Source organism: Sphingobium sp. B8D3B (assembly GCF_025961875.1).
Classification (GTDB): Bacteria; Pseudomonadota; Alphaproteobacteria; order Sphingomonadales; family Sphingomonadaceae; genus Sphingobium.
In genome coordinates, this window is the sequence record NZ_JAOQON010000001.1 from 977712 (window position 1) to 998408 (window position 20697).

Annotated in this window: 15 protein-coding genes; 2 read left to right on the forward strand and 13 right to left on the reverse strand. The window is 62.6% G+C overall.

Translation table 11 applies throughout. From position 1 onward, the window contains the following. Positions 1 to 11 precede the first annotated feature (11 nt). Entirely contained in the window at positions 12 to 2372 is a 2361-nt protein-coding gene (locus tag M2343_RS04570; RefSeq protein WP_264575754.1) for a TonB-dependent receptor, read from the reverse strand. A gap of 138 nt (positions 2373 to 2510) precedes the next feature. Between M2343_RS04570 and M2343_RS04575 the strand changes: the two genes are divergently transcribed. Then, complete coding sequence (locus M2343_RS04575) at positions 2511 to 3398, forward strand: LysR family transcriptional regulator (RefSeq protein ID WP_264577493.1); 888 nt, start codon at positions 2511 to 2513, stop codon at positions 3396 to 3398. 21 nt (positions 3399 to 3419) lie between these two features. On the opposite strand, the gene M2343_RS04580 is transcribed toward M2343_RS04575, so the two are convergent. From M2343_RS04580 to M2343_RS04600, 5 genes are all read right to left on the reverse strand, one after another. Continuing rightward, the gene (locus M2343_RS04580; protein ID WP_264575755.1) at positions 3420 to 4334 is read right to left on the reverse strand and encodes a cation diffusion facilitator family transporter; all 915 of its coding nucleotides are present in this window, start codon (positions 4332 to 4334) and stop codon (positions 3420 to 3422) included. Positions 4335 to 4539: 205 nt separating this feature from the next. Then, positions 4540 to 5619 carry an amidohydrolase family protein gene (locus M2343_RS04585; RefSeq protein ID WP_264575756.1) on the reverse strand — a complete coding sequence of 360 codons (1080 nt, stop codon included), beginning with the start codon at positions 5617 to 5619 and terminating at the stop codon, positions 4540 to 4542. Between the two features lie 14 nt (positions 5620 to 5633). After that, positions 5634 to 8759 carry a TonB-dependent receptor domain-containing protein gene (locus tag M2343_RS04590; RefSeq protein WP_264575757.1) on the reverse strand — a complete coding sequence of 1042 codons (3126 nt, stop codon included), beginning with the start codon at positions 8757 to 8759 and terminating at the stop codon, positions 5634 to 5636. Positions 8760 to 8815: 56 nt separating this feature from the next. Beyond that, a complete protein-coding gene (locus tag M2343_RS04595) occupies positions 8816 to 9859 on the reverse strand; it encodes a FecR family protein (protein WP_264575758.1) in 1044 nt (347 codons plus the stop codon). Continuing rightward, entirely contained in the window at positions 9856 to 10341 is a 486-nt protein-coding gene (locus M2343_RS04600) for an RNA polymerase sigma factor (protein WP_264572854.1), read from the reverse strand. Before M2343_RS04600 ends, M2343_RS04595 begins: the two co-directional genes overlap by 4 nt. A gap of 223 nt (positions 10342 to 10564) precedes the next feature. Here M2343_RS04600 and mazG point away from each other — a divergent pair, with 223 nt between their 5' ends. After that, on the forward strand, positions 10565 to 11329 hold the full coding sequence (mazG, locus tag M2343_RS04605) for a nucleoside triphosphate pyrophosphohydrolase (protein ID WP_264575759.1): 765 nt from the start codon (positions 10565 to 10567) through the stop codon (positions 11327 to 11329). A 9-nt stretch (positions 11330 to 11338) separates the two neighbouring features. Here the strand turns inward: mazG and hflX are convergent, their stop codons facing one another. From hflX to dusB, 7 genes are all read right to left on the reverse strand, one after another. Beyond that, positions 11339 to 12667, reverse strand: a complete 1329-nt coding sequence (hflX, locus tag M2343_RS04610; RefSeq protein WP_413716004.1) for a GTPase HflX — start codon at positions 12665 to 12667, stop codon at positions 11339 to 11341. A gap of 44 nt (positions 12668 to 12711) precedes the next feature. After that, positions 12712 to 13200: an RNA chaperone Hfq gene (hfq, locus tag M2343_RS04615; RefSeq protein ID WP_264570320.1), complete on the reverse strand. Its 489-nt coding sequence runs from the start codon at positions 13198 to 13200 to the stop codon at positions 12712 to 12714. A 150-nt stretch (positions 13201 to 13350) separates the two neighbouring features. Beyond that, the gene (locus tag M2343_RS04620) at positions 13351 to 14721 is read right to left on the reverse strand and encodes a sigma-54-dependent transcriptional regulator (RefSeq protein WP_181559687.1); all 1371 of its coding nucleotides are present in this window, start codon (positions 14719 to 14721) and stop codon (positions 13351 to 13353) included. Between the two features lie 12 nt (positions 14722 to 14733). Then, positions 14734 to 16986 (reverse strand): ATP-binding protein, encoded by a 2253-nt coding sequence (locus tag M2343_RS04625; protein WP_264575760.1) that lies wholly within the window; start codon positions 16984 to 16986, stop codon positions 14734 to 14736. Between the two features lie 98 nt (positions 16987 to 17084). After that, positions 17085 to 18539: a nitrogen regulation protein NR(I) gene (gene ntrC, locus M2343_RS04630; RefSeq protein ID WP_264575761.1), complete on the reverse strand. Its 1455-nt coding sequence runs from the start codon at positions 18537 to 18539 to the stop codon at positions 17085 to 17087. Next, a complete protein-coding gene (locus tag M2343_RS04635) occupies positions 18536 to 19600 on the reverse strand; it encodes a two-component system sensor histidine kinase NtrB (protein WP_264575762.1) in 1065 nt (354 codons plus the stop codon). Before M2343_RS04635 ends, ntrC begins: the two co-directional genes overlap by 4 nt. Before the next feature lie 46 nt (positions 19601 to 19646). Next, the gene (gene dusB / locus M2343_RS04640) at positions 19647 to 20681 is read right to left on the reverse strand and encodes a tRNA dihydrouridine synthase DusB (RefSeq protein WP_264575763.1); all 1035 of its coding nucleotides are present in this window, start codon (positions 20679 to 20681) and stop codon (positions 19647 to 19649) included. Between the last annotated feature and the right edge of the window lie 16 nt (positions 20682 to 20697).

The following is a 20697-nucleotide window of genomic DNA, read 5'->3' on the forward strand; positions in this document are numbered from 1 at the left end:
GCAGGAACCGATCAGAACGCCCGCCTGACGGTGAGCGACCATTCACGCGGCGCGCCGGGCGTCCCGATGACGAGGCCGATCGGCAGGCGTGTCTTGTTCTGATAGTAGAACTTGTCGGTGAGGTTGGTCACGGCGAGCGAGACCTTCCAATCTTCGTCGGCGGACTGCCAGGTCAGTCGACCATTAAGCATCGTATAGGCCGGCACCAGGGACGCCGGGTTATTGTCCGAGTTGGTGTAGAAGGACGACTGGTAGGCGAGATCGAGGCGCGGGGTCAGCGTGCCCGCGTTCCCGACGAGGATCTCATATTGCGCACCAGCGCTGACCTTCCACTCGGTCACGAAAGGCGCGATCGAATTGAGCGTGATGCCGGCAATCGTGGCGCCCGCCGCGCCCAGCTTCGTGAGCTGGAAATCGAGGTAGCTGACACTGCCGTCGAACGACAGGCCACGGAGCGGATTGACGGTCAGTTCCGCCTCGAACCCCTTGAACCGGGCGTCGCCGGCATTGGTGGGGGTCGCGTTTTGCGGTGTCAGGACAACCCCGTTCACAACGGTTGGCGCCGTGTTCGAGAAGATGATGTCCTTGTAATTGTTGATGAAGGCAGAAGCATTCAACCGCACCGCGCGATTCAGCAGATCGCTCTTGAAGCCGATTTCATAGGCTTCCAGCGATTCAGGATTGAACGGCACCACCTGCTGAATGACGAACGGCCGCGGATTGACGCCACCACCGCGGAAGCCCGTGGAATATTGCGCGAACACCATCAGATCGTCGGTCAGGCGATAATCAATATTGGCGCGATAATCCCAGCGCTTCCCGCTGTAACTGCCCACGGCACCGTCGATGAGGCGCTGTGCGGTATAGCTCACCTGGCTCGTGTTGAACGGGTTGAAGCGGCGGAAGTTATAGTCCTTCTTATCGTCGGTGTAGCGAATACCGCCGGTCAGATTGAGGCGATCCGTGAGATGCGCCGTGACATGGGCAAATCCGGAAACGCTGCGTGCCGGAATGGTGTCATCCGAATAGAAAACGGACGATGTCGCAGCCCCCGGCGCAATGATGCTGCCGCCTTCGATATAGCTGGTGGCCTTGTAATAATAGCCGCCCAGCGTCCAATCCAGCAGCCCCGAAATGCTCGTGCCATTGAGGCGCAGTTCCTGGGTGAACTGGTGGTGGGTATTGGTGATGTTGTTGGTGTTGATGCCATAGGGCGTCGTGTCAAAATCCGTGCCATAGCGGCCGGATATGCTTTGATACGAGGTGATCGACTTCAGAGCCAGATCAGGGCCGAGCTTCCAGTCAATCGAGCCAGAGACTTCCCAAGTGCGAAGACGCGTATTGGGCTGCCACACGACCGTATTGTGGCTGCCGCCGGCATCGGTGAATGCGGGCGTCGTGTAATTCGCGTAGTTTGTGTACGATTCCGGTCCGGTGATGAAGACGTTGCGGTTGGTGATGCCGGGCGTCAGCGTCGGCGCAACCGTAATCGCGAGCAGCTTGGTTGCGCTCGGTTCTGAGTCGTCCACCAAACGGCTGGCCGCCACATTGACCTCGATGTCGTCACTGGCGACCCAGCGCAAAGCGACACGCCCGGCGGTGTATTTCGTGCCGCCTTCCTGTCCGATCACGCAATCTTTGCCCACCGCAGCCGAGGCCGTGAACACCCCGTTATTCGGGTAGACGCAGCCGAAATCCAGTCGGTCGAGATAGCCCTTCTTGCTGCGCGTGGCGCCCGATACACGCACGAAGAGCCGGTCCGGCACGAGCGCGAAATCGCCTGCACCGCGCAAGTCGAGGCGGTCGAAGCTGCCCGTTGTGGCCTCGATGAAGCCGCCTTCGCCCGAGGGTTTCTTGGTGAAGAGCTTGACCGCGCCGCCGATGGAGTTCTTGCCCGCCAGCGTTCCCTGCGGCCCGCGCAGGATCTCCACGCGCTCGAGATCGAGCAGGTCCAGCTGAGAACCAAAGACCGTGCCATGATAGACATCGTCGACATAAAGGCCGACGCCCGGCTCATAAGCGAAGTTGGTATCCGCCTGTCCGACGCCGCGCACATAGATCGCCGCGCCAGGGCCGAAAGCCGAGGTGGTCGGCTTCAAGACGACGTTGGGCGCGCTGTTCGTAAGATCAGTGACGGTGTTATAGCTGCGCGACTCCATCATCGCGCTATCCATCGCGGTAATGGCGATCGGCGTGTCCTGAAGACGCTGCGAGCGGAACTGGGCGGTCACCACAATATCGCCGACGCCCCCATCGGCCTCCTGCGCGCTATTGTCGATTGTGGCTTGTCCCTGTGCCATAACAGGCGTGACGGCAGATAATGCGACGGCCACGACGCTGGCCCGTACGAGTAAAGCGCGAATTTTGGACACGATTCCTCCCCCTTATAAACATTGATCCGTCCCCTCTCGCGGGCCGGTTGATCGTCAGTTCGGAGGAAAGCGCTTGAGAAGCAATGTACCGGCGGGCTATCACCGTGATAACCAATTGGTTATCGGCACGGTGTGGGTATGGCGACGACGAGGCAGCTCGAGATTTTTCTGGCGGTGGTGGAGGCAGGCGGATTCCGCCGGGCTGCGGATAAGCTCGACATCAGTGAAGCCTCCGTCAGCAAGCAGATAAAAGCTCTGGAACGCGCGTGCGGCACCGCCCTCTTCGACCGCGCGGCTGGAAAATCGCCGGAGCTAACCAGCGGCGGTCAGCGCACGCTGAAACTGGCGAACGAAACCCTTCAGCTTAAAAAGCAGATCCAGTCGCCAAAATTGAACGCAGGTATCGAAGAGGATCTGGAGTTTATAACGAGGCCATATTTCTTCGAAACATTCGTGAAGCCTAAAATAAAAATTATAAATGAAGCCGTTTTTCCGAGTAAATTGCGGTTGACGATTCTTGAATCGACATCGGAGATCGTGAGCCGTCTCTCCACAAATCACAGTGCATTCTGCATCGCGAGATTATATGTGCAGCAGAATGATCAAGTGAATTTTCATTATCTCAAAAAGTCTCTGGCCTCGGTCTATGTTCCTACGAACGTTTATAAAATGTGCGTAGATGGAAAAATAAACATCGACGATTTGCCTTATGTGACTCCGAGCTCCAATCACGGGGTTAACGAGATTTGCATGAAGGAAATTCAATCCCGCGAATTTAATCACAACATAATCCAGTCTCAGGTTTTTTCAGACCAGATTATTGCGGAAGCCATCGAAAGGGGCGCCAAGACGTTCCTGCTTGATCATCATGCCCGCTCCGCCGTTGAGAATGGCGACATCGTGAAATTATCTCATGACGAAACGACCTTCTGGATTACGTTCGTCTGCAGCAAGAAAAGCTCGGACGATATCCAAAAGAGAGTTTTGAACTCGATCAGGAAAGTCTTTGATCAGGAGGTGTTTTGACGGGTCAGGGGCTTCGCCTTCTCAGCCGTGCCGATGCTCTTCCGCGCAGGCGAGATCGGGCGCTTCGGTCTGCACCGTCACATGGTGAATGGCGAAGCGCGATGCTATGGCGTTTGTCACCGCCATGCGGACGGCATCTGCCCGCCCCTCCCCGCTCAGGGTAACATGACAGGTACAGCTGATATCGTCGTTCGACATCGACCAGACATGGAGATCATGGACACCGGCGACACCGGGCACATGAGCGATAACGCGGCGCACCTCGCCCAGATCGAGCCCTTGGGGCGTGCCTTCCAGTAGGATGTTGGTTGTATCGCGCAGGAGGACCCAGGTCCGCGGCAAGACCCACAGGCCGATCGCGATCGCCACGGCGGGGTCAATCCATGTCGCCCCGGTGAGGCGAATGGCAATGGCACCCGCGATAACGCCGATCGAGCCGATCATGTCGGCCCATACCTCCAGATAAGCCCCTTTCACGTTGAGGCTCTTGTCCTTGCCGGCCGAGAGGAGCCGCATCGAGACAAGGTTCACCACCAGCCCGATCGCCGCCACGATCATCATGCCTAGGGATTGCGTCTCCTGGGGCGCGTTGAAGCGCGAGATCGCTTCGATGAAGACGTAGATCGCGATCATGAAGAGCAGAACCGCGTTGAAAGCGGCTGCCAGAATTTCGAACCTTCGATAGCCGAACGTCCGCTTGTCATCGGCGGGCCTGCGGCCGATGCGGATGGCTAGCAGCGCGATCCCCAGAGCTGCCACGTCCGTCAACATGTGCGCTGCGTCGGAAAGCAGGGCGAGGCTGTTGAAGACGAACGCGCCCACTACCTCCGCGACGAGATAGATCGAGGTGAGGATGAGAGCCAGAACCAGCATCCGGGCGCTGGCTCCGGCGGTATGATCATGGGCGTGCCCACCACCGTGATGATCATGCGCCATGTCGGACTCCTTCCATCGCCAGCTTGTGGGCATTCGCTGCCTACGCCATCCGTGCGCCTTAGCGCGCGTATAATGTCAGCAGAACGAACAAGCTCAGCAAGGTTGCCGATATGAGGCCGCCAGGCCGGCCCGCCTCAGCCAAAAGAAACAGGCCGCACCAACCCAGTGGTGCGGCCTGCCCTGTTTTTGCTTTCGCCGCTGTGGCTCAGATCTTGAAAAGCTGCTGCGCGTTGGTGCCCAGGATCTTGTCCCGCTGCACCGGCGGCAGCGCGCTGACCCTTGCCTTCACGCCGACCATGTCCTGGATGGAGAAGGGATAGTCCGAGCCGTAGAGCACCCGGTCCTCGCCCACTTGCTTCACAAGAAATTCGAGCGTGGGCTGGTCATAGACGATCGCGTCATACCAGAACTTGCGGAAATAGGCGCTCGGCGGCTTGTTGACGAGCCGGCGGCTGGTGGTGTTCTCCCACATCTTGTCCATCCGGGCGATGAGGTAGGGCAGCGTGCCGCCGCCGTGGCAGGCGATAAGCTTCAACCCTTCGAACTTGTCCATGAAGCCTGTGAGGATGAAGCGGGCATACACCAGCGCGGTGTCGCTGGTGAAGCCGATGGTGTTGGCGAGGCCGAAGGACTCGACGCCCCACTTCTTGATGTCAACCATCGGCACAGTCGGGTGGATGAACGCCGGTAGGCCGGATTCCTCCACCGCCTTCCAGACCGGATGGAAATGCTCATTGTCCGGCAGCATGCCGACCATGTTGGTGATCAGGCAGAGGCCAGCGGCGCCCATGCCGCGCACGCGCGCGAGTTCCTCGATGGCGGCATCGGGATATTGCCACGGTAGCGAGGCCATCCATTTGATGCGGCCGGGATATTTCTTCTCCGCCGCCGCGAAGTCGTCATTCACCTCGCGCGCGGTCTGGATCGCAACCTCGCGCGTGCTCCAGAACACGTTCGGCGCCGTAAGGCTGATGATCGCGATATCGACCCCGGCCTTGTCCATGGCGGCAATGCGCATGTCGAGATCGGTCATATCCGGCGCCAGCCGCACGATCGGCGCGCCACGATAGGAGATCGTTTCGTCCGGCTTGGTCGGGAGGAGGCTCGTGTCCGCATCCGGATGCTTGCGCAGCATTTCCACCCAGCGCGGGGTGAAATTGTGGGTGTGAACGTCGATGACAGGCACTTTCGCGCCGCCGCGTCGCTGTGCGCCGGCGCTGCCGGCCATAGCAGCAAGGCCGAGGCCCGCCGCGCCGGTCAGAATATCTCTGCGTTCCAGGGTCATCTCTTTCTCTCCTCTTAAAATTTCAGACGCACGCCGGCGCGGTAGCTGCGGCCGGTCTGGTCAAAGAAAACAGGGTTGGTCACCGAGTTGCCCGGCGCGATGGGTGGGTCCGTATCGAACAGATTGTTGATCGCGGCATAGATCTGCATCGTGGAATCCCCTGCCCCACCGATGGTGTAGCGCAGCGAGAGATGGAAGGTCAGCATGTCGTCCACGACATTATTGTCGATGCTGTTGGCCAAGGTGTTGCTGTAATTGGGATCATCCGGCCCGATCAGGCTCGCATCGTAGCTGCCCTTGGGAATGTAGTGCCCCTGCACCGTGGCACCGAACGGTCCCTTCTCGAAGGTGAAGGTCCCATCCAGCGTATATTTCGGCACGCCGATCGGGCCGCCGACCTGACGGCCGGTCTGCCCGGCGCGGTCCAGAGAGCCCGTGGCATCGACCTGGATCAGATCGAACACGCGGGTCGCCAGCAGGTTGATGGCGATGCGGTTATCGGCCCCGAAGCGCTTCGAGAAATCCAGCTCGAAGTCGATGCCGCGCGTCTTGATCTGGTTGACGTTGAGATACTGGTCCACCACGTCCGTGATCAGGCCGCTGGGGCCGGTGTCGCGCGTGATCAGCGCGCAGTAGCTGGCCCCGCCCGCGTTACAGCGATCCGTGATCACCTGCGCGCCGACGAGGTCGATCGCGTCGCGGATCTTGATATCGTAATAATCCGCGGAGAAGCGCAGCCCCGGGATCATCCGCGGCTGAAGCACGACGCCGGCGGTGGTGGTATCCGCAATTTCCGGCCGCAGCGACTGGTTGCCGCCGCGGAACACGCGTGCAAGCACCTGACTGCTGTTCGAGATGTCGAAGATGGAGCCCTGAGAGGCGACCAGCGGCGTATAGAGTTCGGCGGCATTGGGCGCGCGGATGTCGCGCGACCGTGTGCCGCGAAAGCGCACGCCCTCGACCGGCTCATATATGCCGCCGAGCTTCCAGGTCGTCACAGAACCGCTGGTGCTGTAATTCGTGCGGCGGATCGCGCCGTTGAACTCGAGCAGTTCTATGCCGGGCATGTCGCGCAGCAGCGGCACGACGGTTTCCGCATAGCCTTCCACGATGTTGATCGTTTCCGGCCCGAAGGACGAGGCGTTCGCGATGTAAAAGCCGTTGGTCAGCGAAATCGGGTCTGCCGTGCCGCTCACACGCTCGCTGCGATACTCACCGCCCACCGCGATGGAAACCGGCCCGGAGCCGAAGTCGAACAGATCGCCCCGCAGGTTGGCGGCGACCACATGCTGCTGAAAGCGCGTGCGCTGCTCGGAAGTGCCGAAGCTGTAGGCGCGCGCCGCCTCCGAGAAGCGATACTGGCCGAACAGGTTGAGCGGCTGACAGCCCGTCGCGGCGGCGCGGACCGCAGCATTGGGGCTGAGGGTCGCACGGCACACGATATTGCCATTGTCTACGCCGGTCCGGAACCGGCCTTCGTCCACGGCGTCCAGCGCTCGGGTGAAGTTGGCGGTGATGCGGTTGTTCTCGACGATCTGGCTCGCGTCGGTCTGGCCGAATTGATAATAGGCGTCCGCCTTCCAGCCATTGCCCAGATCGGCATCGAAACCGCCGACGATGCGGAAGGTCTTGGTGACATTGTCTCCGACCGCCACGCCGAGGTCCTGCCCAACGCGCCCGAAGGTGAGCGTCTGCGCGCCAAGCGTGGTCATCTGGTTGACGATCGACCGCGGCAGATAGGGGTTGTCGCGATTGATGGTCAGATTGGTGTCGCGGGTCTGCGCGCCCGGCGTGATGACGCGCACCCGGCCATAGGACACATCAATGAAGGGTGTCACCGCGCCCAGCTCATATTCGGTGCGTCCGTAGAGGGCATAGCGCTCCACAGGCACTTTCAGAACGCCGGCGGACCGGAAGGCGTTCTGCCCCTGCCCGCTCCCGCCCTGCATGAACAGCGTCGCATATTGGCCCCGCACGAACGGAACCGGGTTGCCCGCGTCGTCGAACTGGATCGTCGCGAGCGCGGTCGGGGCGTTGATCTTGCCCGCATAGGTCTGCGTCGCCGTATGGACGTTCGGGCTAATGATCCGCGCCGCCTGGCCGTTGGTGCGGTAGGCGGTGTTGGTCAGAACCTGCCATTCCTGCGCACACAGATCATAGCTGTAGCAGCCGCCCATGCCGCGGTTATTGTTATACTCGCCGCCGATGATGACGTGGCCGCGTCCACCGGCAAAGCTGGTGCCTGCTGCGGCGGCGATCAGCTGATCGCTATCCTCGCCTCGCTCGGAGATGCCAGCCTGCACATTGACCCGGAAGCCCTGCAGCTTCTTGTCGAGAATGAAGTTCACGACGCCGGCGACGGCATCCGAGCCATAGGCCGCCGAGGCGCCGCCCGTCACCAGCTCGACGCGGTTGATGAGGATGCCGGGAATGAGATTGGTGTCGACAGCGCCGGCAATCGTGCTGGGCACGAACCGGCGCCCGTCGACCAGAACCAGCGAGCGCTGCGCGCCCAGACCGCGAAGATCGACCGTGCGGGCACCACCGGCGCCGATGGTCACGCCGGACGTGGTTGGCGAAGTGGTGGCGCGAAAGGCCGGAAGCTGGGCAAGCGCCTCACCGACGCTGGCCGCCGAGGTATTCGCCAGACGCTCGCTGCCGAGCTGCGTGACAGGCGTCGGCGCGGTAAAGCCGGAACGGGCGATCCGTGAGCCGGTGACCACAATCGCATCGCCCTCTTCGGCCTCCGGCGCCGGCTCAGCCTGAGCCATGGCTTGCGGCGCAGGCGCAGCAGGCGCTGGTGCGGCCATGGCGGCGGCAGGCCGCGGCTCCATGCGCACGATGGTGAAGCCGCTGCCGCGCTCCAGCGGCTGCAAAGGGGCGCTTCCCAACAGCCGGGCCAGCGCTTCCTTGGGCTCATACTGCCCTTTGATCGGCACCGACGGCCCATAGCCGGTGGACGAGGCGGAAAAGACGATCGACGTGCCGCTCTGCAGCCCGAACGTCCGCAGGGCTGATGGCAGAGGCTGCGATGGAATATCGAAATCGACCGGCTTGGCCTGCGCCGCCGAAGCGACCAGCGCGATCGCCGCCGCGCCGAGCATCAAGGCGCCACGCGTGTTGAAACCAGACATGAACATGAAAATCCCCTCACCTGTTTTTAGACTTCTCTACCTGATGAGGCGGTTCGCGCGACTTACCTCAGTCGTGCGTTCAGATTTCTTTCGCGGGCGATGTCCAGCAACCGATATTCGCCGTCGGAAACCCGCGTCCACCGGGCCACGCCCATGGCATCGATGGCCGAAAGAAATGTCGACACGTCGCCGGCGCGGAGAACGGCACTCATCCGCCGCTCGGCAATGGCGGGCGTGCCGATGAGGATTTTGGTCGGGAGATAGCGGTTCATCTCGGCCACGATGTCGCCGAGCCGGGCCTCGTCGAAAATCAGGACACCCTCCCGCCAGCGCGAAACATTGCGCAGGTCGACCGGGGCGAGTGTCCAATTGCCGTCCCCCGCGACGAGGCGGTAGCCCGGGCGCATAAAGACGGTCGATGCCGTGTCCGACTTTGTCTTGAGGCCCTGCACGACGACATGGCCCTCCATGAGCGTCAGCTCGACACTGCGCTCGACGAGATTGACGTCGAACTGGGTGCCGAGCGCCTTGATCCGCTCACCACCAGCCATCACCACGAAGGGCCGCTCGCGATCTTTCGTCACCGCAAAGTTGGCGCGGCCGCTGAGAAGCTCGACGCGCCGGGTCGTCTCCCCCATGCTCGCCTTGAGCGCGCTGCTCGCATCGAGGAAGACCTTGCTGCCATCGGGCAGGACGATCGCCGACGTCTTGCCCTCCGGCGTTTCGTAATAGGCTGTGACGACGGACGCTCGCTGCTCGCTGCTGGTGGGCAGCAGATCGAGCGCAACGACGGCCGTCACGGCACCAGTGAGCAGCAGGCCGAGAGCCGCCGCGATGGCGAGCCGGCGTTTGCCCCGCGGCGCCTGGCGCGCCTCCTCGCGCAAAGCCATGATTTCGGGATGGGAGCGGAGGCGGTCTAGTTCGAGAAACTGGGCAACCAACGCGTCATAGTCGCGCCGGTTCTCGTCACGTTCGGCAAGCCAGCGCTCGAACTGGCGAACCTCTTGCTGAGGCAATGTGCCTGAGCGCACACGGGCGACCCATCCGGGGGCATCCACGGGCGTCGGCCGGTCGGCGGGTCGCACGAGGCGAGGCAGAAACTTCATTCCGTCCCCCTGGCATTGTCGTGCAATGCTTTCAAAGCCTGCATGATGTGCTTTTCGACCGCGCTCGCCGAGATGCCCAGATGCGCTGCGATCCGGGCGTAGGTCATCTCCTCGAAGCGATGAAGGACGAACACCTGCTGGGTGCGCGGAGGCAGCGTGCGGATCACCTCCAGAGCGGCGGTGAGGCTTTGCTGCCCGATCAGGATGCGTTCTGGCGAGAAGGGATCGATCTGATCCGGCACCTCTTCGTCGGCATAGCGCAACTGGGCATTTTTATGATGCCGCCGCGCCAGCACATGGGAGGCGATGGTGAAGAGATAGCCCTGCACATTCTCGATTTCCGCGCTTTTCTGGCGGCTATGCAGATTGGCCAGGACTTCCTGCACGAGATCCTCGACCTCGCCGATGGGCACCCGTTTGCTGAAATAGCGATGCAAAGCGCGCCGGTGCAGCGACACGCGTTCGTCATCCAAAACAGGCACGGATTTATCCTGCACCTATGCCATCTCCGTGAGAGGTCCATTTGTTCTGTTTTCTATGAGCGTCGTTACCCGGAATTCCTCAGCGCATTCATAAAAAAAGAAAATTCGGCTTCACTTTTCAGATGCCTCCCTGCCCGATGGGGGCTCTGTCCGGTCGGTGCTGGAGTTTGGCCATCGACCTGTCTACCGTCTTGCGAGCTTTCCTATCGTGACGGAACCTTCATTGAGCAAGACACCCGCAGACATCGCACCGCTTCAGGACATCATGGCGCGGCTTCGCAATCCGGATGATGGCTGCCCGTGGGATGTCGCCCAGACCTTCGCCACCATCGCGCCTTACACGATCGAGGAGGCCTATGAGGTTGCCGACGCCATCCAGTCCGGCGATATGGCGGCGCTCAAGGATGAGCTGGGCGATCTGCTGTTCCAAGTCGTGTTTCACAGCCAGATGGCTTCGGAGCAACAGGCCTTCGATCTTTCCAATGTCATCTCCGCGATTTGCGAGAAGATGTTGCGGCGCCATCCGCATGTTTTTGCAGCGCCCGGGTCGGTCTCGCCCGGTTGGGACGAGATCAAGGCCGCAGAGCGCGCCGGCAAGGCCTCGGAGGATCGCTCGGCCTTGTCAGGCGTTGCGCTCTCCTTGCCCGCCCTTTCGCGTGCGGAGAAAATCCAGAACCGTGCCGCGCGCGTCGGGTTTGATTGGGACGACATCGCAAATGTGCGGGCCAAGGTGCTGGAAGAGCTGGAGGAGGTCGAACAGGCTACCGATCAGGCAGAGTTAGAGGACGAGATCGGCGACCTGTTGTTTGCGGTCGTCAATCTCGCACGGCATCATCATGTCGATCCCGAGACGGCGCTCCGCCGGGCCAGCGGGAAGTTCGAGCGGCGGTTCCGCGCGATGGAAGCCGATGCGGGCGAGTCATTTCCCGGCTTGTCGCTGGATGAGAAGGAAGCCCTCTGGCAGAAGGTCAAGCGCGCCGAGCGTTGAGGGCGAGCCTCAGGCGATCAGCCCGGCCTGGTCGCCGTGCAGGCGCACGAAGCGATCATAATCGGCCGGCTCCATCCGCACAGAGACGTGGATGGTAACCTCGCCCCCGTCGGCCTCCGCCGTTTCCGACAGCACTTCGCCATGGGCATGAAGCCAGGCAAGCGCCGCGCCTTCACGTCCGTTCAGATCGAACTCGTAGCGCCTGTGGCTCTTGCCGAGAATATCGGAAAGACGCCGGCGTAGCGCCTCGATCCCCTCGCCCGTCAGCGCGGAAACGAGGGCGACATCGGGCTCATGCTCGGCCCGGTTGCGGATCGCGGCCTGATGGTCGGAATCGTCGATCAGATCGACCTTGTTCCAGACTTCCAGCACCGGCACGGCGCTGTCCGCAGGCGCCTCGTCATCCTCACCGGCGACGGCCCCCAGATCGGCCAGCACGTCCAGTACATCGGCTTTCTGTGCGTCGCTGTCGGGATGCGCGATATCACGCACATGGAGGATGAGATCGGCGGAGAGCACCTCTTCCAGCGTTGCGCGGAACGCTGCAACGAGCTGGTGCGGCAGGTCCGACACGAAGCCCACCGTATCCGAGAGAATAGCCTTGTCGATGCCGGGCAAGCTGATTTGCCGCATTGTGGGGTCGAGCGTAGCGAACAGCATGTCCTGTGCAATCACGGCCGATCCGGTCAGGCGATTGAACAGGGTCGATTTGCCGGCATTGGTATAGCCGGCGAGCGCGATCACCGGCCAAGGCGCGCGCTGGCGCCGGGCACGATGAAGTCCACGGGTTCGCGTGACCTGCTCAAGCTCGCGCCGGATGCGGGCCATGCGATCGCGGATCATCCGTCGGTCGGCCTCGATCTGCGTTTCGCCGGGGCCGCCAAGAAAGCCAAAGCCGCCCCGCTGCCGCTCTAGGTGGGTCCAGCTGCGCACGAGCCGGCCGGCCTGATAATCGAGATGCGCCAGCTCGACCTGCAGTCGCCCCTCGGCCGTGGCGGCGCGCTCGCCGAAAATCTCCAGGATAAGGCCGGTGCGGTCGATGACCTTGGCGGCGCAATTCTTCTCTAGATTGCTCTGCTGGACGGGCGTCAGATTATTATCGACCACGATAAGCTCGGCCTGCTCACGCACGGCGAGCGCGGCGATCTCTTCCACCTGCCCGGAGCCGAACAGCGTGGCCGGGCGGGATTGTCGCACGCGGAACGCCGCGGTCCCGCACACGTCCAGTCCGATGGCGAGCGCGAGGCCTTTGGCTTCCTCCAGCCGGGCCGAGACGTCCCGCCGCTGGCGTCGCCCGAGATCGGCGTGGACCACGATGGCCCGCGTTCCACGCGTCACTTCTTCCTGATCGAGATGAAAACTAATGGGTCATCCCCATCTGTTCAGTCCTCATCTTCATCATTTTCGCCCGAGAGATCGAGCGGATGGGTGGGCTGAACGGTCGAGATGGCATGCTTGTAGACGAGTTGCACGAGACCATCGCGCTGGAGCAACATGCAGAACAGGTCATAAGCCGCGATCTCGCCCTGAAGCATCACGCCGTTGACCAGAAACATAGTCACCGGGTCGCCGGACTTATGGACCGCCGATAGGAAAATTTCCTGCAAAAGCTTCGGCTTGCGCTCATTTGATGAGAAGGCGGATTCAATCTTGGCGAGATCCATCGGATGCGCAGGCATGACCGTGGAAATGGCGTGCTTGTAGACCAGTTGGGTTTGACCGTCCCGCCGAAGCAGGACCGAGAAATTATCAAACCAGGTGACGATGCCCTGAAGCTTGACGCCCTTGACCAGAAACATGGTCACCGGGGTCTTGCTCTTGCGAAGGCTGTTGAGAAATATGTCCTGTAAGTTATTGAGTTTTTCGGCCATTTTCTACTCCATTATTGGCGGCTCGCTGTCCGCGTCGCGCTCTGTCAAAGCGTCGATATGCCCCATGAGTGGGGTGACTGGTGCACGCTATGTGATTCCCAGGGAGAAATCCAGCCCCGGCTTGTTGCGCTGCACAAAGGTTTTCAATGCTCAACTATCGCGTTCATCTCCCAAGCCAAGCGACTTCAGCTTGCGGTGCAGGGCCGAGCGCTCCATGCCAATGAACGCAGCGGTGCGCGAAATGTTGCCGGAGAAGCGCTTGATCTGGATGCGCAGATACTCCCGCTCGAAATTCTCGCGCGCTTCCCGCAGCGGCGCCCCCATGATCGCGGTGGACATGCCCGTGTCGTCGCCACCGCCGGTAGCCTCCGCGGGCAGCATCTCCAGCTCGATGACCCCGCCCGAGTTCATCGGCGCCAGGATGACGGTGCGCTCGACGACATTGCGGAGCTGGCGGACGTTGCCCGGCCAATCAGCCGATTGCAGGGCGGCCATCGCATTGGGCGCCATGTTCGGGGAGGCCATGCCGCGTTCGGCGGCAAAGCGCGCCAGATAATGCTCGACCAGACCGGGAATGTCATCCCGCCGTTCTGCCAGCGGCGGCAAGGTGAGCGGCACGACATTGAGCCGGTAATAAAGATCTTCACGGAACCGCCGCTCAGCGATCTCTTCCTTGAGATCACGCGCCGTAGACGAGATAACCCGGATGTCGACTTTCACCTGCCGCTGGCCGCCGATGCGCGTAAAGCTTTGGTCGGTCAGCACCCGCAGGATCTTGCCCTGCGTGGTGAGGGGCATGTCGGCGATTTCATCGAGGAACAGCGTGCCGCCATGGGCCTGCTCCAGCAGGCCGGGCCGGATCACCCCGTCGGAGCCCTCCACGCCGAACAGCGCTTCCTCGGCGCGCTCGGGCTCGATCCGCGCCGCCGTGACGATCACGAACGGACCGCTCGCCCGCGTCGACCAGTTGTGGAGCATTCGCGCCGCCACTTCCTTGCCGACGCCGGCCGGGCCGGTGATGAGCACCCGGCTACCAGTGCCAGCGACCTTCTTGATCGTGGCACGCACCGTGTTGATGGCATTGCTGGTGCCGGTCAGTTCCTCTTCCTGGCCGAACCGCGCGCGCAGCACCTGATTTTCCCGGCGCAGGCGCTCGGTTTCGGTCGCCCGGTTGACGATGTGAAGAAGCTGGTCGGATTCAAACGGCTTCTCGATGAAGTCGACTGCCCCGCGCCGGATCGCCGCGACGGCCGTATCGATATTGCCATGGCCCGAGATCATCAGCACCGGAATGCTGGGGTCTCGCTCCTTGATGATGTCGAGCAGTTCAAGGCCATCCAGCTTTGACCCCTGCAGCCACACGTCCAGCAACACCAGCGAGGGGCGCCGCGCGGCGAGCGCTTCCAGCGTCTCGTCACTATTGGCGGCAAGGCGCGTCTCGAACCCCTCATCCTCGAGGACACCCGCGACCAGTTCCCGGATATCGGCTTCGTCATCGACGATCAGAACATCAAGCGCCATTCAACGTCTCTTTCATATTGTCTCGGCCTTCTCGTCGCCCTCTGCGAGGCGCGACAGCCGTTCCACGTCGAAGCGGAGAGTCACGACCGTGCCTCCGCTTTCGGCATCGCCGAAGGTGATGGAGCCGAAATGCTCCTCGACGATCTTCTTCACGATCGCGAGCCCGAGGCCGGTGCCCTTGGCGCGCGTCGTCATATAGGGTTCGATGATCCGCTCGCGCTGTTCCGGTAGGCCGATGCCGTCGTCGGTCACGGAAATGGCGAGCTGCCCTTCCTCACGCAGCACGAGCATCGTCACATGGCCATGCGGGGCATTGGCGAGCGGTTGATCGCCCTCCCCCTTCGGCGTGTCGGCAAGATGCCGCTGCTCGATGGCCTCGACCGCGTTCTTGACGATATTTGTCAGCGCCTGGCCGATCTGCCGACGATCGCAGACCAAGGCCGGGTCGGCTTCCTCGCTGGCGAAGGTGAAGGTAATCTCGGGGTGCGCGACCTCATGCAGGAACATCGCATGGCGGGCGATGTCGATCACCGCTTCCTCCCGGAAGACCGGCTTGGGCATGCGCGCGAATGAGGTGAACTCATCGACAATACGGCGCAGATCGCCGACCTGCCGCACGATCGTCTCGGTCAGGCGGCGGAAGGTGCTGGGATCGGACTCGATCTCCTTGCCGTAGCGCCGCTGCAGCCGCTCGGCGGCGAGCTGGATCGGGGTCAGCGGATTCTTGATTTCGTGGGCGATGCGGCGGGCGACATCCGACCAGGCGGCGCGGCGCTGGTCGAGCAGTTGCTCGGTGATATCATCGAAGGTCAGTACCTGATTGCCGTCCTCGACGACCACCCGAACCGCGAGGGTCCGCACTTCGCCCCGGGCGCGGATTTGGATAATGTCGGCGCCGGTGCCGGCCTCCATCAGCGCTGCCAGCTCCTCGGACACATCGGCAAGCCGTTGGCCGACTGCCTGTTCGCCGGGGCGCACGAGCAGACCCGCTGCCGAGCTGTTCAGGATCTGGATGGTCCCGTCGCGGTCGACAGACACCACGCCCGCGCTGACACCGGATAGCACGGCCTCGATGAGCGCCCGCCGATCTGCGAGCTGATTATTGGCCGAGACGAGCGCGCCGGTCTGCGCCTCCAACCGCTGGGTCATTCGGTTGAACGCGCTTGCCAGTGTGCCCAGTTCGTCGCGAGAATGAGAGTCAGTGACCCGCGCCGACAGATCGCCTGCCGTCACACGCCGCGCGGCATCCACCAACTCTCCCACCGGTCGGACGAGTCGATCCGCCACGGCCAGCGCAATCCACACCGCCGTGCCGACCAGCATCAAGGTGCCGATGAACAACGCGATGTTGAAGCGCAGCTGTAGCTGCCGCGACCGGGCGGCAAACTCGTCATAATCGGCGAGCACAGCCTGGGCGCGCTCCATCTCGCTGAAAGCGGAGACGGCCGAATCGCGGGTGGCGTAGAGGAAGGTGTTGGACTCGGGATAGAGCAGCACAAAGGCTTCGATCTGGTTGGGCTTGGCCTGCACCACGACGGGCTGGCCATTGCGCAGATCGCGGATGATCTCCGGCGTCAGCATATCCGTGGCCGTCTGTCGTTCCGGATCGACCGTCGCTGCCGTCCGCGCGACGCCATCCTTGCCGATCTCGATGATCGCTGAGCGGTTCAGTTTCCGCGTGACCACCTGATAGATATAACCCTCCGCGAAGGACGGGCTGGAAATGCTTGATTGGGAGAGATAATTGCGCAGGTCTCCCGCCATCGTCACGGTCTCGTCGCTCAACTCCTTGAGGTTGGACTGATAATAGCCGCGCGCGAGATCGGAGGCGTTCTGGAGCATGCCGCGCGCGTCGGCCGAGAACCAGAACTGCACGCCATATTGGAAGAGCAGCGAGGCAAAGATCACCACCAGCAGGAGCGGAAGGCTCGCGATCACCGAGAACAGGGCGACGAGGCGGACGTGCAGACGCCCGTTGCCGCCCACGAGACTGCGATTGGCGCGCCGCCGGGCGATCCTCTGGCCGAGCAGAACGAGCAGCAGAATGGCCGGCAGAAGATTGAGGACCAGCAGCAGCGCCACCACGGCGGCGCTGAGCAATGTGTCGTCATCCTGCGGACGTGTGAGTAACCACCAGGTGAACCCCGCCGTGGCGACAAAGACCCCCGCTGTGAGCGGAACAGCCAGACGACTGAGCCGCTGCCAGATGCGGAACGGCCGCGACGGATCGCTCACATTGTCCAGCACGGTCGATCTTTGATCCATCGTGGCACCGATACAACATCGGCGTGGCGGAGCAAACACGCTTAACGCGCGATGGCGGAAGTTACGGCGCTGGCCGGCCCCGGTCTACCGCACCGCAATCAGCGATGGCGCAGCGGCATGGTGGGGTCGATATCATAGTGGTTGAGCTTCTTGCGCAAGGTGTTGCGATTGAGCCCCAGTGTGGCCGCTGCCCTGATTTGGTTGCCATCCATCGCGGCGAGAACTTCGCTCAGGAGCACAGGTTCGATGACGTCCAGCAGCCGGTCGTAAAGCTCGCAGGGGCTGGCATTGCCGCCGACCGCGAGGTGATCCCGCGCCCAGCGCCGCGCCGCGTCCGCCAGATCGGCGGCGCTGCTGTCGGCCGGATCACCGACGCTATCCTGCACGCGCAGCACCTGCCGGACATGCTGGACCTGAATCTCCTGATCGCGCGTGAGCACGGTCAGACGCTTCATCAGGTTCTGGAGTTCGCGCACATTGCCGGGCCAGTCATAGCGCTCGAGCAGCGCGGCGGCCTGCTCGGAGAGCAGCTTGCTCGGCAACCCCTCGAAGACAGCCTGATCGAGAAAATGCCGCGCAAGGATCGCGACATCACCCGTTCGCTCGCGCAGCGCCGGCAGGCGAATCGGCACGACGTTGAGCCGGTAGAACAGGTCTTCGCGGAACCGGCCTTCGCTAATCAGGGTTGGCAGATCCTGATTGGTGGCGGCAATGATGCGCACGTTCACCCGCACCGGCCTCGTGCCGCCCACCGTCGTGATTTCGCCGGACTGGAGCACGCGCAGCAGCCGCGTCTGCGCATCCATCGGCATGTCGCCGATTTCGTCCAGAAACAGCGTGCCGCGCTCGGCCTGCTCGAACCGGCCCGCCGTTCGCGCGAAGGCGCCCGTAAACGCGCCCTTTTCGTATCCGAACAGCTCGGCCTCGATCAGCTCGCGGGGAATGGCGGCCATGTTGATCGCCACGAACGGTTCATTGCGGCGCGGCCCCAGGCTGTGGATCGCCTCGGCCACCAGTTCCTTGCCGGTGCCGGATTCGCCCAGAACCAGAATGTTGAGATCATTGCCCACCACCCGCGCGATGGTGCGATAGACCTCCTGCATCTGCGGCGAGCGCCCGATGAGCGGCAGGCCGTCGTCCGTGCCCTCACCAGCCGCCGGTTCCGCCAGCTTGCCCTTGGCCCGAACGCTGAGCGCTTCGGCTACCGCGCGGCTAAGCTCATTCAGATCGAACGGCTTTGGCAGATATTCAAATGCACCCTGACCTGTGGCGCGAACGGCCGTGTTGAGCGTGTTCTGCGCCGAGAGGATGATGACCTTGAGGTCAGGCTCGGAGGCAAGGATATTGCCGACATCGTCGAGACCATCGCCGTCCGGCAGGATCACGTCGGTAATCAGCACATCGGGCGTGAAGCTCGCCAGCGCCTCATGGCGCTCGGCTATCGAGCCGGCGGTGCGGATGATGTGGCCTTGCCGCTTGAGCGCCTCGCTGACGACCATGCAGATCGCCGGATCGTCATCGACCACCAGAACCTTGCCGGTCAGGCGCGTCATAGGCTCCCTCCCATGGGCAGGAGAACCCGGAAGATCGACCGCGCGGCCACCTTGTCCCGCTCATACTGCACTAGGCCGTTCATATCGCGCACCAGCTTGTCGACCAACGCGAGACCAAGGCCCTGTCCGCTGCGCTTGTTGGAAATGAAGGGATTGAACAGCACATCGCGGATATTGTCCGGCACGCCGGGGCCGTTGTCGATCACCTGAATCTCGATCTGCAGCGGCGCTGCGCCCTTGCCGCGAGCGCCCATCACCGACAGGCCATGGCGATAGGCCGTCGCAACCTGAACCGCGCCATCCGCCATGCCGTCCACGGCCTCCACCGCATTCTTGACCAGATTGAGCATGATCTGGACCAGCGCGTCGCCATTCACCTGTGCGAACGGGAGAGACGGGTCGTAGGTGCGGGTGATCGTGCAATTGCGGGCGAACCCGGCGCACGCCAACTCCACCGCCCGGTCGAGCAGCGGATAGATATTCTCCGGTCGGCATTCGAGCGGCTGATTGCTGGTGAAGTGCTGCATCCGGTCGATCAGGGCTGCGATCCGGTCTACCTCGTCGCAGATCAACTTGGTGAGCGGACGGGTTGCCTCCCCGGCATCGCCCTCCAGCAATTGCGCCGCGCCGCGAATGCCCGAAAGCGGGTTCTTGATCTCATGGGCGAGCATCGCTGCCGCGCCGGTCGCCGAGCGCACGCCCATGGACGTGCGCCGCGTGCCGAGCGCCTGCGATTGGCCATGGACATGCAAGGCGACGATCCGCCAGCGATCGTCTTCCAGCAGCGGGTGGATGAGAATATCCATCTCCAGCGCTTCATTCCGCCCGGCATGGACCTGAATATCATAGGCAGACAGCGGCTTGTCCGTCATCCAGATCGCCGCATCGACGCGTGGATCGGCAATGCGCAGCACCCGCCCGATGGCGCTGCCGACCAGTGCCGAGCGCGCCATGTTGAGCAGATTCTCCGCGCGGGCATTGGCCAGGACAATGCGGCCGTCCGGGTCGATCATCAATGTCGCGACAGGATGCGCGGAGACGATTTCAGCGGCGGCAGGCATGGATCGGATCGGTGCATTCGCATCCGCCCCAGCCCTGAAATCGGCCTCAGGCTGCATTCCTGGCCTGTTCCTGTTCCAGATCGAGCCGTTCAGGGTGCGTCACGAACGGCGCGTAGAAGCGCTCCAGCATATCGAGCACGGTCGCCGCATCCGGCACCTGATTGACCATGTTGCGAAACTCGGCAGAACCGGGCAGGCCCTTGGTGTACCAGCCCAGATGCTTGCGGGCCATGTTGACGCCGGTCGTCTCGCCATAATGGTCGAGCATCGCGCGATAATGCTCGACGATCACGGCATATTGCTCGGCAATGTCGGGGTTCTCGACGGTCCGGCCGCTCACCAGACCCTGCATAACCTGCCCGAGCAGCCACGGCCTGCCATAAGCGCCACGCCCGATCATCACGCCATCGGCGCCACTCTGCGCCAGCGCGGTGCGCGCGTCGTCGAGCGAGCAGATGTCGCCATTCACGATGACGGGCAACTTCACCGCATCCTTGACGCGCCGCACGAACGCCCAGTCCGCGCTTCCCTTGTACATCTGGTTGCGGGTCCGCCCGTGAACCGTGATCAGCTTGGCACCCAAATCCTCGGCGATGTGCGCCAGCTCGGGTGCATTCAGGCTGTCATGGCACCAGCCCATCCGCATCTTAACGGTCACCGGCACGTCGACCGCCTTCACGGTCGCCTCGATCAGTCGGGCAGCGAGCGGCAGATCACGCATCAGCGCCGAGCCGGCATCGCCATTCACCACCTTCTTGACCGGGCACCCCATGTTGATGTCGATGATCGCCGCGCCGCGGTCGGCGTTGAGCTTGGCCGCCTCGGCCATTTCAGCGGGCTGGCAGCCGGCGAGCTGAAGCGACACCGGTTCCTCGACGGGGTGCCAGGCGGCCTTCTGCAGCGATTGCCGCGTCTCGCGGATCATCGCGGGTGAGGCGATCATTTCGGTGACGTTGAGGCCCGAACCATAGCGCCGCACGAGCGTGCGGAACGGCATGTCAGTCACGCCCGTCATGGGCGCGAGAACGACCGGTATCTCGATCCGCACGGGACCGATCTGGATAGGTTTGAGCAGCGTCATGTCCGGAATGTTGCCT

Coding starts and splice junctions, on each gene's coding strand:
- M2343_RS04575 (WP_264577493.1), top strand. CDS start 2,511: ATGGCGACGACGAGGCAGCTCGAGATTTTTCTGGCGGTGGTGGAGGCA.
- M2343_RS04590 (WP_264575757.1), bottom strand. CDS start 8,759: ATGTTCATGTCTGGTTTCAACACGCGTGGCGCCTTGATGCTCGGCGCG.
- M2343_RS04635 (WP_264575762.1), bottom strand. CDS start 19,600: ATGCCTGCCGCCGCTGAAATCGTCTCCGCGCATCCTGTCGCGACATTG.
- ntrC (WP_264575761.1), bottom strand. CDS start 18,539: ATGACGCGCCTGACCGGCAAGGTTCTGGTGGTCGATGACGATCCGGCG.
- M2343_RS04585 (WP_264575756.1), bottom strand. CDS start 5,619: ATGACCCTGGAACGCAGAGATATTCTGACCGGCGCGGCGGGCCTCGGC.
- M2343_RS04620 (WP_181559687.1), bottom strand. CDS start 14,721: ATGGCGCTTGATGTTCTGATCGTCGATGACGAAGCCGATATCCGGGAA.
- M2343_RS04625 (WP_264575760.1), bottom strand. CDS start 16,986: ATGGATCAAAGATCGACCGTGCTGGACAATGTGAGCGATCCGTCGCGG.
- hfq (WP_264570320.1), bottom strand. CDS start 13,200: ATGGCCGAAAAACTCAATAACTTACAGGACATATTTCTCAACAGCCTT.
- dusB (WP_264575763.1), bottom strand. CDS start 20,681: ATGACGCTGCTCAAACCTATCCAGATCGGTCCCGTGCGGATCGAGATA.
- M2343_RS04595 (WP_264575758.1), bottom strand. CDS start 9,859: ATGAAGTTTCTGCCTCGCCTCGTGCGACCCGCCGACCGGCCGACGCCC.
- M2343_RS04580 (WP_264575755.1), bottom strand. CDS start 4,334: ATGGCGCATGATCATCACGGTGGTGGGCACGCCCATGATCATACCGCC.